Raw genomic sequence first — 17590 nt, 5'->3', positions numbered from 1 at the left:
CATTTTTTCTTATTTCCTATGCTATAATGAGAAATATTTTTCTGCGTACTTTTTTCATAGATTACTTTACACTATCTTGTTTGTTCTTATTTTAAATATTGTTTATTTCTATACTTTTTATTCTTATATCCGTTATTGCTTTTTTAATAATGCACAATGCACAATGCACAATGCACAATTAAAGTTGATTCTCTCCCTTTGGTCGAGAATCTTTATTCTATTAATTGATTAAAAGATTAAGAACTTAATTTAATATAACAAATACTTTCTTATCAAATCAAAACAACTACTTAATTAAAATCTTATAACTGCTAGAAACACAATCATCTATTTCTGCAGATTGTAAACTTTACCTCTTGAACTATTTAATAATTAAAGATTTTCTGACCAAAGGGAAGAAAATCATCCACAATTGTGCATTGTAAATTGTGCATTGTGCATTGCTTTATAAGTACATCGGTACCATATCAATGCCTTCTTCTTCATTAAATCCAAAAATAATATTCATATTCTGAACTGCCTGAGAAGCTGCACCTTTCATTAAATTGTCAATACAAGACACAACAATTACCCTATTTGTTCTTTTATCAACTTTCAAACCTATATCACAATAATTACTTCCTCTTACTAATTTGGTCTGAGGTAGTTCTTTTTTTATTCTTATGAATTTCTCATTACCATAGTATTTTTCATAAATTTTATAAAGTTCTTCTTCTGTGTATTCTCCAACTAACTTGCCATAACAAGTAGAAATTATTCCCCTATTCATAGGAACCAAATGTGGTGTGAAATTAAGTATAACTTTTTCACCATAGGCTTTGCCTAATTCTTGCTCTATTTCAGGAGTATGTCTATGAGTTCCTATACCATATGCCTTTATAGTTTCATTACATTCTGTGTAATGGGTTCCTATATTAGCTTTTCTTCCTGCACCAGTTACACCTGACTTTGCATCAATAATAATACTATCTTTATCTATTAATTTTTCTGCCATTAATGGATATAAAGCTAAAATACTTGCTGTAGTATAACATCCTGGGTTTGCAATTAAATTTTTGTTTTTTATTTTTTCTCTATTTATCTCACAAAGTCCGTAAACTGCTTTTTCTAAAAGCTCCGGTAGTTTATGCTCCACTTTATACCACTGCTCATATACCTCTTTATCTTCTAATCTATAGTCTGCCCCAATATCAATAACTTTTACCCCTTTATTTAAAGCTTCCTTAGTTATATCGAAAGATTTACCGTGAGGCATAGCCAAAAATAAAACATCAATACTATCTAACTTCTCCTTAACTTCTTCTATTGCTATACAATTTTGATCAAATATACCTTCGTAATTTTCATAAATACTAGAATATTTTTCTCCTGCAAAGCTGTTTGATGCTATAAATTCTATTGAAACTTCCTTATGATTAATAAGTAACCAAAGTAGTTGTTGTCCTGCATATCCTGTGGCCCCAATTATTCCTACATCTATCAAACCAATTCCTCCTCTAATAACAATGTATAATTTCCAATGTACAATTAACGTTGTTTTTCTTTATTCTTCAGATAATATTTATATATTATCCTATTCAAATAGAATAATTGTAATTATACATCTTTATGCATAATTATTCAATACTATTTTGTATATTTTTTATATTTATTCACAGGCTATATAAGTCTTCTATTTAAATCCTCCTAAGAATTACCCAACTAATCTTTTAAACAAGCCACTTGTTGAGATATTTAATTTTTTTTCTAAAAAACAACTTTTATATATTGCATATATAATCATATTATAGTATAATTATTCAAAAATAGGGCAGTTAATTTTACTGACTGATTAATTAACAATTAATTCTGTTTTATAAGATTTTACTAAATTTGAACTTTTTATAAATTTAATATTTTACGTAAGTAAAATCATCATAAATTGTGCATTGAGCATTGTGCATTGAACTAAAAGGAGGTCATTTATATTGGAAAATAACGTTATGTATACTTACAAAAGGTTCCCTGTAAATTTCATAAAGGGTAAGGGAGTTTATTTATATGATGATAAAGGAGAAGAGTATCTAGATTTCGTTTCAGGTATAGCCGTAAATTGCCTAGGACATAGTCATCCTAAAATAGTAGATTGCATTAAAAATCAAGCTGAAAATTTAATTCATATTTCTAATTACTATTGGAATAAAGAACAAATAGATTTAGCAGAAATTCTATGCGAAAATTCGCCTTTTGAAAAAGCTTTCTTTTGTAGCTCTGGAACAGAAGCTGTAGAAGCTGCTTTAAAATTAGCTAAAAAATACAGTGTAGATAAACCAGAAAAAAGCAAAATAATATATATGAATAATTCTTTCCACGGTAGAAGTATGGGAGCTCTTTCTGTAACAGGTCAACCAAAATACCAAGAAAGCTTTAAGCCCCTAATTGCAGGCGCTACTTCTATTGATTTTAATGATACAGAAGCATTAGAAGCTGTTTTTGACGAAAATGTTTGTGCTCTTATTATGGAACCTATACAAGGTGAAGGTGGAATAATTCCAGCCAGTACTGAATTCATTAATAAAGCTAGAGAACTTTGTGATCAATATGATTCCATTTTAATTTTTGATGAAGTTCAATGTGGTATAGGTAGAAGTGGAAAACTATTCTGCTTTGATAATTTTAACGTGACTCCAGATGTCGTTTGCCTAGCAAAAGGCTTAGGTGGAGGAGTTCCAATAGGAGCAATGCTTGCTACAGAAAAATGTTCAGATGCACTGCAGCCTGGTGACCACGGTACAACCTTTGGTGGTAATCCTTTAGTTTGTGCTGTTGGAAATACTGTTATTAATGAATTGGTAAATGAAGGTGTGATTTCAGGAGTCACTGAAAAAAGCAACTACCTTAAAGATAAATTAAATTTACTTGTAGAAAAATATGACTCATTGGACTCAGTACGTGGAATGGGACTATTGATTGGCGTTATTGTAAATGCAGATCCTAAAGAAGTTATGCAAAAATGCTTTGACAATAAACTATTGCTTGTATCAGCTGGTAAAAATGTACTTAGATTTTTACCTCCTCTAAATGTAACAAAAGAAGAAATTGATAAAGCTGTAAGTATTTTCGAAGATTCAATAAAGAGCCTATAGTTTAAGCTTTAAGATATATTTAATATTCTCATTATGCTACAAGAACACCCATATTTTGTATGAGTGTTCTTTTAGTATTTATATTAAAAATTTTAGATTAAATATCTTAAAAATATTATACATTGCTTTAATTGTATACTACTAGAATTGAAGTTTTTTCTAGCGTAACCTACTTCAAATCAAAGATTTACTATCTCTAAATACCTCTCTAGTGCCTCTTTCACGTACTCTGCAACCATAAGAACCATAGCTTCTGGATTGCCTTTTGATTGATGATATTGTGTAAAACAATCATAATATCTACTTCTATCGTCAAATTTCACATTAATAGCAGGATAACCTTCTTTCATAAGTTCTAGATTTAATAACAACCTACCCGTACGTCCATTACCATCAATAAATGGGTGTATAACCTCAAATATTAAATGAAATAATGCCATTCTCTTTATTGGATGCATTGTTTTTTTCATTTCTTCATAGTCTAAAATCAACTGTCCCATTTGAATAGGTACAAGATAAGGTTGTGGCGGCTCATATACTGACCCCATAATTCTAACAGGCAATCGTCTATATACCCCTTTATCCTGCTGTTTGTCCATTAAAACCAAACTATGTATATCTTTTATTACCTTTTCTGAAAGTATGATTTTCTGTTTAACAAGTTCTTCTACATAACAATATGCATCTTTATGCCCTATTACTTCCAGATGCTCTTTAAGTGGTTTCTTAGAAATGGTTATACCCTCATTTATAATAAGTGCAGTTTCCTGCATGGTTAAAGTATTGCCCTCAATGGCATTAGAGTTATATGTGAAATCAATCAGAAACTCATCTCTTAAGCGCTCAACCTCGCCCTCTGTAAGTGGACGGCATTTATTTAACTGTAATAATAAATCATCTATTTTATCAAATATTATTTCATTCATTTTATAAACCTCATCTCTTCTACAATAGCTTTTATATTAATTATTATATCTTAATTTATATGATATATCCATATATTTCAACTATGCACAAGCTTGCATTTACAGATATTTAAAGTGGTTTAAAAGATAAATTCTGTACTAGCCTTAATTTCCTAATCATTCTACATATCCATAACCTACTAGTTTATACTCATCAATAGAAGCATAAACAACCATATTATTAGGCTCAAATTTATTATTTGTAGTAAAATTAATCAAATACACCTCTTTACCAATATAAGCCTCATCTTTTATTCTTCCCATATCTCCAGCCAAAATTACCTTTTGTAATGATGCATCTTGCCACAGATCCTTTATACTTTCTTGTTCTTCAGCTGTCAGTTGATCAAATACAATTTTTATAATGTCTTGCTCAGAAACCTGAATCTTTTCTGCTAAAAGCTGCTCACCTACTGAATATGTCTTTTCTATACTATTGCCATTTCTTGTTTGCCAACCAACTTTAATCTTCAAAGGTTGTAACAAATCACTCAATTTACTTCCGTCTAGTCCTTTAAAGTATAAAACTATTTCTCTTGTAGCTTGTGAAATGTCTTCACCATCATTATTTTGGTAACTAGAACTACCAAACCAATACCTTTCACCAGTTTTATTCAAAACATCCTCAAAGTTATTTAATTCGGGTACCTCTAATACTTTGTTATTAATTTTATTAGCATTTGAAATCTCCACATCTAAGTTTAATATTCTAAAATCATCTATAGCAGGGTTTTGTAAACCTGCTGTTCCTACCCTATTAAACTCGTCTTCTGTCAACTCTCTTACCTCTACACCTATATTCACTTTTGGAGAATTATCATTATTGAAAATATCATAATTTCCATTTGTCATTAGAGTAATTATTATTCCTATTAATATAATGAGGGCTACTACAGACCATTTCCAAGATTTCTTCTTAAAATTAGCAATCATTTTAATTCTCCTTTTGATCCCTGATTTATTATTAGCCATAGGCGTAATACTAGGATTCCAAGACCTAAATGAAATTCTATTTACTAAATTAATTATTGTTTCTCCATAATTTTTATGTTCAACTGATTTTATATGAGATAACACATATGCATCACAAGCTATTTCACAATCTTCTTGCATTTTATTTAACGAAAACCATATAAGCGGATTGAACCAATGTATCACCCTTGCAAACATTTCCATATAATTTATTAAAATATCCTTTCTCTTTTTATGAGAAAGTTCATGCAATAGTACATATCTCATTTCTACGTAAGACAATTCACTTAAAATATTATGAGGTAGTAATAACTTTGGTCTTATAAAACCAAAAACACAAGGTGAATTTATTTTTTCATAGTGTATTATTTCAACGTTACCTTTTATATTCATTTCAAATTTACAATTATTAAAGTTCTTAATAATTTCATTTTCTCTACACAAAGAGTTTTTACTAATTTCAAAATAAAGCTTTAAATTTACTAATAAAAAATAGAGTGATATAAACATTACACCTATTAACCAAACTATACTTAATACATTATAATTAAATATATTATCTTTCTTTATAGTTGTACTTAAATCATTATTCCTTATATTCTGTTGACTACTATTATTAAGAGTTATATTTTCATTGGATGTAAACTCAGCTTCTCCCTTGATTGAATCTAAAGTGGCTACATCAAAATTACCACTATTATCTTCAGATACTTCAGAATTTTGCATAATAGGAGATACCATGTTAAATATACTAAATGAACTTTCTGGAGCATAAGGTATTATTAATCTAATTATTAATAATACCCAAATATAATAATGCCATTTAGCATTTATTCTATTTTTAAAAATTGTTTTAAACACAATTATTACTAAAGCAAGCACACTACCCATTATCGATAGCGAAATCACCCCTTTAAACAAGCTTACTAAACTCATTCACTCCCATCCCCTTATACTCTATTTGTCATCTAGCATACGTCTCAATTCTTCGATTTCCTCTGAAGATAATTTCTCATCTTTAATGAAATTTTTAAGCATCATTTGAATAGATCCATTATATACTTTTTCAATAAATGATTTAGTTTCAACTCTGCTGCACTCTTCTTGTGTCACAATAGGAGTAAATAAATTAAATTTAGAACCTTTTTTAACTTCTATAGCTTCTTTCTTTACCAATCTACTAATAAGGGTATGCACTGTTTTAGGACTCCACGTATTATTAGATTTTAATTCCGAAATTATTTCTGTTGAGGTTAATGGGGATCTATCCCATAAAACCTTCATAACTTGCCATTCTGCATCTGATATACTCGGAAAATTATTCATATTGTTCTCCTTCCTACAACTGTAGTCTGTATGTATATATTACATCCGTAGTCTTCTTTTGTCAATATCTTTCTTAATCTATAATAATCATGCCAAACAAATTGACATGATTTCAATATTATAGTTTAACAACCTCTATCAATGGTATAATATAGATAATAATAAATAATAAGTAGGTGTTTTTTATGATTCAAAAGAGCATAGATGATGTACGTAGCTTAATCCAAACTAATATAGAATTCCTTCTAGAAAGCTACGATATCAAATTAATATACATATTTGGCTCATATGCAAAGGGAAATAATAATTCTAATAGCGACTTAGATATTGCTATTCTTCTAGATAGAGATTTTAATCCTTTAGACAAATTAAGCTTAATCAGTGAATTTACTTCTATCTTCAAAAGAGACGATATTGACTTGGTTATTTTAAACTCCGCTAACCCAGTACTGAGACATCAAGTTATTAAACATGGTAAAATTGTCTATGTGGAAGATGAAAATATAAAAGTCAATTTTGAAGTGAGAGTTCTTAAAGAATATATGGATATGGAGCCCTTCCGAAGGGTACAAACCAAATCTGTTGAAGATTGGATAGAAAAATCTATAGGAGTTGATAAGTAAAATGACTAGAGATATACTAAAGACTATTGATTCTAAAATGAAAGAACTACAAAAAAATTCTCTAATCAACTAGCAAATATGGTTTCTTTTAGAAATATACTTGTTCATGATTATACAAAAGTTGATGAAAAAATAATGCTTAATATTCTTAAAAATCACCTAGATGATTTTATTCATTTTATGAATGATATTAATACTTGGATAAAGAGAAATTATTAACTAAAAAGTGAGAATCTAAATTCAACTAGAATCTCACTTTTTTTCGTAAATAGTCTTGCCTACATTAATTTTAAATATACCCAAACATAAAAAGACCAGCCCCTTAACAGAACTAGTCTCAATATGTATATCTATACTAATTAATGCCTACTCACTCAATTTCTTCTCAAGCATCTCAGCAACCATTTTAGGATTAGCTTTTCCTTTAGTCTTTTTCATAATCTGACCTACTAAGAAACCTTTAACTTGAGTTTTTCCTTCTTTAAACTGTTCAACTACGCTAGGATTAGCTTCAAGAACTTCCATAACTATAGTTTCTAAGGCATCTGATGAACTTATTTGTGATAAACCTTTTTCTTCAACTATTTTATCTGCTTCTTTGTCTGAAATAAGCATTTCTTCAAAAACAGTTTTTGCAGCTGTATTACTTATCTTACTATCATCAACTAATTTAATTAATTTATAAAGTCTTTCAGGTGCTATAGCAAAATTAGTAGCTTCATCTTTGTTTTCTTTAAGTACTCTTAAAACATCTCCAAGAACCCAATTGCAACCAGATTTAGGATTACAACCAGCTTTAATTAATGCTTCATAGTATTCAGCTAGCATTTTATCATTAACAAGTATATCCGCTTCTTTTTCTCCAAGTCCCAATACTTCCATTAATCTTTTCTTTTTTTCTTTTGGAAGCTCTGGCATAGTTTCTCTTGCCTCTTCAAAAATATGTTCCTCTACAACTATAGGAATAATGTCTGGTTCTGGGAAATATCTATAGTCATGGGCTTCTTCTTTGCTTCTCATAGGAATGGTTTTTCCTTTACCGCTATCCCATCTTCTTGTTTCTTGAACTATTTTATACTCTTCTCCATAATTATAAAGTTCAGTTTGTCTCTTCTGCTCTTTTTCTAATGCCTTTTGAAGTTCTTTGAAGGAGTTAAGGTTTTTGATTTCAACTCTAGTATTAAGCTTATCGTCTCCTACTTTTCTAAGAGAAATATTGGCATCACATCTTAGTGAACCTTCTTCCATCTTACAGTCTGAAATCTCTGCATATTCAAGTATACCTTTTAAAGTCTTAAGAAATTCAACTGCTTCATCAATTGAACGAATATCAGGTTCAGTAACTATCTCAATAAGTGGAACTCCAACTCTATTATAATCTATTAGAGTATATGGCTCGTATTCCATATGAACTAGTTTACCTGCATCTTCCTCCATATGAATTCTATTAAGCCTAATTGTCCTTTTACCAGCTTCTGTTTCAATTTCAACTTTACCTTCTCCACAAATAGGAAGATCGAATTGTGAAATTTGGTATGCCTTAGGTAGGTCAGGGTAAAAATAGTTTTTTCTATCCATTTTATTTAATTTATTTATTTTACAGCCAAGGGCAAGACCAGCTTTTACAGCTAACTTCACTACATTTTCATTCATTACTGGAAGAGTTCCTGGAAGTCCTAAGCAAACCGGACAAGTATTAGCATTAGGTTCAGCACCAAATTTAGTAGAACAATTACAGAATATTTTTGTTGCAGTATTTAACTCAGCATGTATTTCTAAACCAATAATAGTTTCATAACTACTCATATTAATTCCTCCTTCTTATAGAGAGCCATAAGCTTTTTCATAAGCTTTAGCTGCCCTAAATAACTTTTCTTCTCCAAAGTGAGGACCTATTAGTTGAAGCCCTATTGGAAGTTTCTCTTTACTTTCTCCACAAGGAATAGAAATTGCAGGAACCCCTGCTAAATTTATGTTTACAGTATATATATCTGCTAAATACATTTGAAGTGGGTCATCAGTTCTCTCACCTATTTTGAAAGGAAGAACTGGTGATGTTGGAGAAATTATAAAATCATAATCTTCGAATACCTTTATAAATTCATTTTTTATTTTCTTTTTAAGCTTCATAGCTCTTTTATAATAAGCATCGTAATATCCTGAAGATAAAGCATAAGTTCCAAGCATTATCCTTCTTTTAACTTCAGCTCCAAAAGCTTCTGTTCTGCTTTTTTCCATCATTTCATAAACATCTTCAAATTCTTCTGTTCTATATCCATATCTTATGCCATCGTATCTTGCAAGATTTGAACTAGCCTCTGCTGAAGAAATTAAGTAATACGCTGATAAGCCTGCTTCTGTAACAGGAAGCGATATTTCTTCTACTTCTGCTCCTAATTCTTTAAATCTATCTACACTTCTTAGTACGGCTTCTTTAATTTCTTCATCTAAACCTTCTACAAAGAATTCTTTTGCAATTCCTATTTTCATTCCTCTAACGCCATCATCAATTGTATCTAAAAAGCTAGTTTCATCAGCTTTTTTATTACTTGTATTATCCCTGTAATCATATCCTTGAATAACATCTAATAAAAGAGCTGCATCATCAACATTTCTTGCAAATGGTCCAATTTGATCAAGAGATGATCCAAAAGCAATCAATCCAAATCTTGATACAAGTCCATAAGTGGGTTTAACTCCAACAACTCCACAAAAAGCTGCTGGCTGTCTAATAGAACCACCTGTATCTGATCCTAATGAAATAGGAACCATTCCATTTCCTACAACTGCAGCTGAACCCCCTGAAGACCCTCCTGGAACTCTAGTAATATCAACTGGATTTTTAGTTACTTTAAATGCTGAGTTTTCAGTAGATGAACCCATTGCGAATTCATCCATATTTGTCTTTCCTATAATAACTGCATCTTCCTCTTTAAGTTTTGTTGTAACATTAGCATCATAAGGTGGTACAAAATCACCAAGCATCTTTGATGCACAAGTTGTTCTTATTCCATCTGTACATATGTTATCTTTTACGGCAATAGGTATACCTGCAAGTTTACCTAATTTTTCTCCATCTTTAACTTTTCTATCAATCTCTTTAGCTTGCTTTAGAGCTTCTTCTTCACAAACAGTTATAAAACCTTGTATTACTTCATCTTCTTTTTTTATATTTTCTATAAACTCTTTTGTGATTTCAACACAACTAACTTCTCCGCTTACAACTTTATCTCTTATCTCCGTTGCTTTTAATTCAGTAAATTTCATAAGTATCCTCCTCTCTACTCTACAACTTTTGGAACTTCAATACTTGTATCTCTCATAGACTTAACATTGCTAAATAGTTTCTTTTTATCTTCAAAAACTTTCATTTCATCTTTTCTAAATTCTGTATTAACTTCATCAAATGCATTAACATCTATATCACTTAAATCAACATTATCTATTTGAGCAAAATGATCAAGAAGAGATTCAAATTCAAGTGCTAACTTTTTGATTTCCTCATCACTAAACCTTAACTTAGCAAGTTTAGCCATATATTTTACAGTATCTTCATTTAACTTCATAGTGTACCTCCTTTTAATTCAATGCACAATGCACAATGTACAATGCACAATTGTGGATGATTTTCTTCCCTTTGGTCAGAAAATCTTTGTTTTATTAAAACATAATTTAATAATCGTAACAATTTCTATCTAAATACTATAACATGCTATTTCTTACTTTTACCTCTAAATCAAAAATTTATTCTACATCTTTATATTAATCAATATTTCACAATTAACTTATTCTCACATTCTTTTAATTAAAATCTAGAAATTTTTTAGCTCCGCTAAAAAATTTCCTCCTTAATTGTACATTGTGCATTGTAAATTGTGCATTGATCTTTTACGGTGTTAATCTCTTAAGATCTCTTGGTAATAATGTAGATTGTCTAATATTATCAAGACCCAATATCTTCATTGTAATCCTTTCAAGACCAATTGCAAGTCCGCCATGTGGTGGCATACCATATTTAAATGATTCTGTGTAAAATTCAAAATTAACAGGATCTAATCCAAACTTTTTAATATTCTCTATTAGCATTTCATAGTCATGAATTCTTTGACCACCAGTTGTAATTTCAAGTCCTTTATATATTAAGTCAAAACTTCTTGTAACTCCCTCTTTTTCTTCATGAGGCATTGTATACATAGGTCTTTTTGAAATTGGATATTCTGTTATGAACACAAAATCACTATTATGCTCTTTCTTTATATATTCTGCAAATAATTTTTCCCCTTCTGCACTTAAGTTTCCTGGAGGAGATGGTTTGCCATATTCCTTCATAACAATATCTTGAGCTGCTTTTAGTGGATATCTTGGTATTTCAAGTTTTTCTTCTAAAGTTATTCCATAAAACTTTAACTCTTCAGCGCAAGTTTCTCTAAGATGTTTGTAGATATAGTTCATTAATTCTTCTTCTAAATCCATTATATCTTCTTCATTTTTAATAAAACCCATCTCAACATCTAAACTAACATATTCACTCAAATGTCTCCATGTATTATGAAGCTCTGCTCTATATGCATGCCCTACTTCAAATACTCTTTCAAATCCAGCTCCTACCATCATCTGCTTATAAAACTGAGGACTTTGTGCTAAAAAGGCTCTTCTATCATAAAAATCAACTGTAAACATCTCGCTTCCGCCTTCAGTTCCTGAATCAATTATTTTAGGACTATGAATTTGCGAAAATCCTTTTCCTCTTAAAAAACTTTTAAATGCTTCTTCTATCTCTTGTTGAACTTTAAATATATATCTAAGAGATGGCTTTCTTAAAGATAAAAATCTATTATCTAATTGAGTTTCTAGTTTTGCCGATATGTCTCTCTTATTTATTTCAAAAGGTAATTTTTCATAATGAGTTTTACCAACGATTTTTATTTCTTCTACTTGAATTTCTACTCCACCTGGCGCTTTACTGTTTTTACAAACTTCACCAACAACTTCAATAGATGCTTCATTTCTAATATCTTTCATCATTTCTTTATCAGCAACTAACTGCATTACCCCAGTCTTATCTCTTAGTATTATAAAATTAACTTTTCCTAAATCATTTATTTTATGAACCCATCCCTTTACTAAAACTTTTCCTTCTTCTAATTGTAACACTTGTTTTGTAAATAATCTTTCCATTAAAATGCATCTCCTTTTCTTTTTTTCTTATTTTTAAAATATCAGTTCTTATTATCTTTATTAATTCATTATTTTAAATTCATTATTTTAAATTCATTATTTTAAATTTATTGTTTAATCTATTGTTTTTAATTAATTGCTTTTCTTTAATTAAAGATTTTCTGACCACCGGGAAGAAAATCAACCTCAATTGTGCATTGTGCATTGTGCATTGTGCATTGTGCATTGTGCATTGTGCATTTTTATTCTAAAAATATATTTAAACATAAAAAAGCCCCTATACACATATAATCATAGTGTATAGGGACGAATATTCTTCGCGGTACCACCCTAGTTGGTTATAAAACCCACTTTATTCAATACAACAGACGCTATTTCTATCTGCTTATATCTATTCCTTTTAACGGTAGAAAACCGACCAAGTCTACTCTTTTTAACAATTTCGGTTGGCTGCTCAAAGGTGTTCTTCACTAATGGATTTAACGCTAGGCTCTCACCACCCCTAACTCGCTAAGGTTAGTACCAAAAGTTACTCTCCTAATCATCACTAATTTTATTTTCTTAATTTACATATATTATATATATAAAGAAAACATAAATCAATAGCAAATAACTAATTTTCTTAATATTTATATAATTACCTCTTTATATCTTTATATATTTTATATTTATTGACTTGAATCAGTAGTAATTTATTAATTTTAACTAAAATATTTTATAAATAAATTACAAAAAAAAGAATGTAAACAATTACTTTTTTTCAACTTATAATTTTTCTCACATAGACTAATAATGTATAGTATCCACTATTAGATTTATTTATATATACTCAAAAATAGTTTTATATATTATTTTTAAGTATATATAAATAATAAATTATAATGGATACCTTAAAAAAAGTTTTCCTTAAAAACTTAGTTTATACTTATATAAAGACAAGTAGAATAGCAAATATGTATAAATTAATAGTTCTGCTGGAAACTAAATATAAATTAAAAGATTTAATTGGAGGCAGGTTTATATGTGTGGTATTTGCGGATATATCAACTTTAATAGAAATATTTCTGGTGAACAAAAAGTTATAGAAAAAATGACAAACACTTTATCCTTAAGAGGCCCCGATGATTTCGGATATTTTATTTCTCAAAATGCACTTCTCGGTCATAGAAGATTAACTATTGTAGACCCAGAAGGCGGATGTCAACCTATGATAAAAACTTGGAATAGTAAAAAATACATTATTGTCTACAATGGTGAATTATATAATACTGAAGATGTAAGAAAAGAATTGTTAAAAGATAATTTTAAATTTTCTTCATATTCCGATACAGAAGTACTCTTGTGTTCTTTTATAAAATGGGGAATAGATTGTTTAAATCATATTAATGGTATTTTTTCTTTCGCAATTTTTGATGAAGAAAAAGAAGAACTTTTTATAGCTAGAGACCATCTAGGTGTAAAACCTTTATTCTATTCTTATAAAAACAATAATTTCTTATTTGGGTCAGAATTAAAAGCAATTCTTGCTCATCCTACAATTGATGCTGTTGTTAATAAAGAAGGATTATTACAACTTTTTTCACTAGGTCCTGCTCGAGTACTAGGTAGTGCTATATATAAAGATATATATGAAGTACCACCAGCTCATTTTCTAATATTGAATAAAGAAGGCTACAAATTAATTAATTATTGGAAACCTGAAGCTAAAAAGCACAACGAGACTACAGAAGAAACAGCAGAGCATCTAAAAGATTTACTTTATGATGCTATAAAAAGACAACTTGTAGCAGATGTACCTCTTTGCACATTCTTATCCGGTGGATTAGATTCATCTTTAATTTCCACTATTGCAGCAAATGAATTTAAAAAAGAGGGAAAAACTCTTGATACTTACTCAATTGATTATGTGGACAACGATAAATTTTTCAATGGAAATATGTATCAACCTTCATCTGATACACAATTTGTTGGAACAATGGAAAAATTTATTTCATCTAATCATCACTATATAATAAATGAAAATAAAGATTTAGCAACTACTTTAAAAGAAAGTGTAATAGCTTACGATTTACCTGGAATGGCTGATATCGATTCCTCTTTATATCTATTTTGCAGGGAAGTTAGAAAAAATCACACTGTAGCTTTATCTGGTGAATGTGCTGATGAGATTTTCGGAGGTTATCCTTGGTATACAAATAATGATTTATTATACTCAGGTAGATTTCCATGGTATAGAGCTCTAAATTCAAGAAAAAATCTTCTAAACAACAAATTAAAAGCACTAGACTTAGAAGGATATTCTAAAGAACAATATGACAAAACCTTACAAGAAGTAACATACCTAGATGATGACACTGAACTTGATAAAAAAATCAGGGATATGTTTTATATTAATATAAAATGGTTTATGATAACATTACTCAATAGAAAAGATAGAATGAGTATGTCAAATAGCCTTGAAGCAAGAGTTCCTTTTGCCGACCACAGATTAGTTGAATATGCCTTCAATATCCCTGCAAAAATAAAGCTACTCAATGGTAGAGAAAAAGGAATACTTAGAAAAGCTTCTGAAAGCTTACTACCAACAGAAATCGTCGATAGGAAGAAGAGTCCCTATCCAAAGACACATAGCCCAATATATACAGCTATTGTAAAAAAAGAACTTCAAAATATTATAAAAAACAAAAAATCTCCTCTTCTTGAATTAATAGATTTAACTCAAGTTAAAGAACTAGTCAGAACTTCTGGTAAATCTTATGTTTATCCTTGGTTTGGACAGTTAATGACAGGACCACAATTAATGGCTTATCTTATTCAAATAAATATGTGGCTTGAACTGTACAATGTGAAAATAGAGTGGAATTAATCTTCACTATATTATGGCTAAACCACAAAAGTAAGTTGAACTAAAAACAACCACAATATTGTAATAAAAAAGATATATTATCAATAAGTTTAAATTTAACAACCTAATTTATAAAGTATCCATTGTAAAATTTATAAATTAGGTTGTTATTTGAATTTATTTTTTATATCATTTTTCAAGTAAAATCGGATGGGGTCTCACCCTATTTAGAGATTTGTGGTAAAATATACTAAGTAATACATTTTATATTTGGAGTTGATCATCGTTGAAAAAACCTATAAAAGCAAAAATATTATCTGTTTTAGGAATACTACTAATTAGCGGAGGAATATTTGTAATTTGTCTCTCTTTTTTTATGCGCACTAGTGCAAAGAACAAACAAGAAGATCTAATAGAAAATTTTGAAGAAAAATTAGAAGAGCAAAAGAAAATTTCTTCAGAAGAAACCAACTTAGATAATTTAGTTCCTTCTGAAAATGTTACAGAAGAAGATACTACATCTACCGAAACAATTACACCACTCCCTGTTACTATGGGTGCTGTAGGAATAATAGAAATCCCCAAAATAGATCTAAAGGTAGCTATTGGAGAAGGCGTAGATATGGATACATTAAAATATGCAGTGGGTCATTTTCCCGATACTGCAATGCCAGGGGAAACAGGTAACTTTGCCGTAGCAGGCCATAGAAGCTACACTTATAATCAATATTTCAATCGCCTTGATGAAGTAAAAACAGGTGATGAAATATTAGTTACTTCTTTAGCTGGAACATTTACATATATTGTTGATGATATTAGTGTAGTAGAACCTGATGAGGTGTCTGTCTTATCCCAAACATCAAATTCATCCATCACACTTGTAACATGTACCCCAGTAAGAGTTGCAACACACAGACTTATAATTAAAGGACACTTAAAATAAAAAGCGAAGTTAAGGATAATTTTGATTATCCTTAACTTCGCTTTTTTGCTGATCTATTCCAAATAATACCTAAAGCTATTTAACTATTTTTTCTTTTTATCTATTTTTTTTAAAGGTATTTTTTTTCTAAAAGGTACCCTTTTAATCTCTAGTTTTTGCCTTATTCCAATTTCAACATCTTTTTCAAAATCTAAAGAATTCGTCTTTAATACAGCCAATATTTGTGTTGGGTAAACACTCTTATGCCCTACTATCAAATAACTAACTACGCAAGCCACAGAAGCGTAAGAAGCTGTATTAACACCATAAAGTTCCATAGCCATTATTATAGCAGCAATTGGCGTATTAGCACATGCTGCTAAAGCGGCTACCATACCAACAGCAGAATAAATACTAATATTTAAATTTAACAAACTAGCCCATGCATTTCCTGCAGTTGCACCTATATAAAAAATAGGTGTTAATATACCACCACTTCCGCCTGAACCTAGTGTTATAGATGTAGTTATCATTTTCATAAAGAAGTTGTACCCACTAGTGCTTGTACCACTAAGAGAGTTATTTATAACAGAAGAACCTAACCCAATAAACTCAGTATTTCCTTTAAATAATAGTACAATAACAATCAATATCAATCCACCGAGCAGTCCTTTTTTAGGTTTAGAAATATTTAATTTCTTATTAAATAAATACTCGACAATAGATATAATCTCAATAAACATCAAGCATACTACTCCAATAAAAGCTCCAAATAATAACATTCTAAAAAAAATATTCACAGGCTGAGTAACAAAAGCATCAATATTATATTTATGATGTTGCACTCCAATAAAATCGTTCACAAAATAACTAATATAAGAAGCTATAAGTGATGGCAATAGAACAATATATGAAAATTTACCAACATATAAAACCTCTGCTGCAAATATAGCACCCGCTATAGGGGTTCCAAACACTCCAGCAAATCCCGCACTTACTCCACATACAACTAATCTTTTCCTATCTAGCCCATCCATTTTTAGAATTTTAGCAAAATAAGATGCTAATCCCGCTCCTATTTGAGCACAAGGACCTTCTTTCCCCGCTGATCCTCCAGCTGCTATTGTAATTACAGTAGCTACTAATTTTACAGGAACTACTTTAATATCAATTTTACCGGATCTTTTATGAATTGCCTCAATTACTTTTTCCGTTCCATGCCCTTCCGCCTCGGGTGCTAACTTTACAATAATAAATGCACTTAAAAAGAAAGCTATAGGCATTAACAAGTAATAATAATTAATCTTATTTAAACTACCAATACTAAAATCTAATAATTTCAGAAAACCACCAGAAGCTAGTCCAACTACAACTCCCACAATAGTCGCCAAAACTATCCACTTTATCATACTAGAAATAAGTATGTATTCCTCTAATATAACATCCTTACATTTTTTTCTCATTACTTCCCCCGAACAAATATGTATTCTTAATACAAACAGAGTGTCCACAGTAAAACTTAATTTATACCTGATCAAATTCTCAATGACTTAGCGAGTTTTGTACATGCATAAATTAATAGTTGAACTTGAAACTCTTGTGAATACGTTTCCTTATAAATTACTATATAATTA

At 29.7% G+C, this 17590-nt stretch carries 13 protein-coding genes, 1 pseudogene and 1 other annotated feature; of the genes and pseudogenes, 5 read left to right on the top strand and 9 right to left on the bottom strand.

Annotated features, from left to right (window positions below):
- Positions 1 to 445: 445 nt before the first annotated feature.
- The gene (argC, locus tag ACVHXK_RS14660) at positions 446 to 1483 is read right to left on the bottom strand and encodes an N-acetyl-gamma-glutamyl-phosphate reductase (protein WP_461207156.1); all 1038 of its coding nucleotides are present in this window, start codon (positions 1481 to 1483) and stop codon (positions 446 to 448) included.
- A 481-nt stretch (positions 1484 to 1964) separates the two neighbouring features.
- On the opposite strand from argC, the gene ACVHXK_RS14655 reads away from it, so the two are divergent.
- Positions 1965 to 3125: an aspartate aminotransferase family protein gene (locus tag ACVHXK_RS14655; protein ID WP_461207157.1), complete on the top strand. Its 1161-nt coding sequence runs from the start codon at positions 1965 to 1967 to the stop codon at positions 3123 to 3125.
- Positions 3126 to 3304: 179 nt separating this feature from the next.
- Here the strand turns inward: ACVHXK_RS14655 and ACVHXK_RS14650 are convergent, their stop codons facing one another.
- The 3 genes from ACVHXK_RS14650 to ACVHXK_RS14640 form a co-directional block, all read right to left on the bottom strand.
- A complete protein-coding gene (locus ACVHXK_RS14650; protein WP_461207155.1) occupies positions 3305 to 4051 on the bottom strand; it encodes a Fic family protein in 747 nt (248 codons plus the stop codon).
- A 156-nt stretch (positions 4052 to 4207) separates the two neighbouring features.
- Entirely contained in the window at positions 4208 to 5998 is a 1791-nt protein-coding gene (locus tag ACVHXK_RS14645) for a M56 family metallopeptidase (protein WP_461207154.1), read from the bottom strand.
- A gap of 21 nt (positions 5999 to 6019) precedes the next feature.
- The gene (locus ACVHXK_RS14640; RefSeq protein WP_461207153.1) at positions 6020 to 6388 is read right to left on the bottom strand and encodes a BlaI/MecI/CopY family transcriptional regulator; all 369 of its coding nucleotides are present in this window, start codon (positions 6386 to 6388) and stop codon (positions 6020 to 6022) included.
- 185 nt (positions 6389 to 6573) lie between these two features.
- Between ACVHXK_RS14640 and mntA the strand changes: the two genes are divergently transcribed.
- Positions 6574 to 7011: a type VII toxin-antitoxin system MntA family adenylyltransferase antitoxin gene (gene mntA, locus ACVHXK_RS14635; RefSeq protein WP_461207152.1), complete on the top strand. Its 438-nt coding sequence runs from the start codon at positions 6574 to 6576 to the stop codon at positions 7009 to 7011.
- Between the two features lie 63 nt (positions 7012 to 7074).
- Positions 7075 to 7230: pseudogene (locus ACVHXK_RS14630) on the top strand (HepT-like ribonuclease domain-containing protein); the annotation flags it as partial.
- A gap of 147 nt (positions 7231 to 7377) precedes the next feature.
- Here ACVHXK_RS14630 and gatB read toward each other — a convergent pair.
- The 4 genes from gatB to aspS all read right to left on the bottom strand — a co-directional run bounded on the left by gatB (position 7378) and on the right by aspS (position 12189).
- Positions 7378 to 8817, bottom strand: a complete 1440-nt coding sequence (gene gatB, locus ACVHXK_RS14625; protein WP_461207151.1) for an Asp-tRNA(Asn)/Glu-tRNA(Gln) amidotransferase subunit GatB — start codon at positions 8815 to 8817, stop codon at positions 7378 to 7380.
- Positions 8818 to 8832: 15 nt separating this feature from the next.
- Positions 8833 to 10278 (bottom strand): Asp-tRNA(Asn)/Glu-tRNA(Gln) amidotransferase subunit GatA, encoded by a 1446-nt coding sequence (gatA, locus tag ACVHXK_RS14620; protein WP_461207150.1) that lies wholly within the window; start codon positions 10276 to 10278, stop codon positions 8833 to 8835.
- A 14-nt stretch (positions 10279 to 10292) separates the two neighbouring features.
- Complete coding sequence (gene gatC, locus ACVHXK_RS14615) at positions 10293 to 10577, bottom strand: Asp-tRNA(Asn)/Glu-tRNA(Gln) amidotransferase subunit GatC (RefSeq protein WP_461207149.1); 285 nt, start codon at positions 10575 to 10577, stop codon at positions 10293 to 10295.
- A 322-nt stretch (positions 10578 to 10899) separates the two neighbouring features.
- On the bottom strand, positions 10900 to 12189 hold the full coding sequence (aspS, locus tag ACVHXK_RS14610; RefSeq protein WP_461207148.1) for an aspartate--tRNA(Asn) ligase: 1290 nt from the start codon (positions 12187 to 12189) through the stop codon (positions 10900 to 10902).
- A gap of 299 nt (positions 12190 to 12488) precedes the next feature.
- Positions 12489 to 12743 (bottom strand) — a binding site (T-box leader).
- 467 nt (positions 12744 to 13210) lie between these two features.
- Here aspS and asnB point away from each other — a divergent pair.
- Complete coding sequence (gene asnB, locus ACVHXK_RS14605; RefSeq protein ID WP_461207147.1) at positions 13211 to 15055, top strand: asparagine synthase (glutamine-hydrolyzing); 1845 nt, start codon at positions 13211 to 13213, stop codon at positions 15053 to 15055.
- Positions 15056 to 15320: 265 nt separating this feature from the next.
- Positions 15321 to 15977 (top strand): class D sortase, encoded by a 657-nt coding sequence (locus ACVHXK_RS14600; RefSeq protein WP_461207146.1) that lies wholly within the window; start codon positions 15321 to 15323, stop codon positions 15975 to 15977.
- Positions 15978 to 16060: 83 nt separating this feature from the next.
- Here the strand turns inward: ACVHXK_RS14600 and ACVHXK_RS14595 are convergent, their stop codons facing one another.
- Complete coding sequence (locus ACVHXK_RS14595; RefSeq protein WP_461207145.1) at positions 16061 to 17419, bottom strand: chloride channel protein; 1359 nt, start codon at positions 17417 to 17419, stop codon at positions 16061 to 16063.
- Positions 17420 to 17590: the final 171 nt, after the last annotated feature.

It is taken from the genome of Clostridium sp. DL1XJH146 (assembly GCF_054819755.1).
Note: the sequence above shows the minus strand (reverse complement) of the source record. Positions and strands in the feature narration are given on the sequence as shown.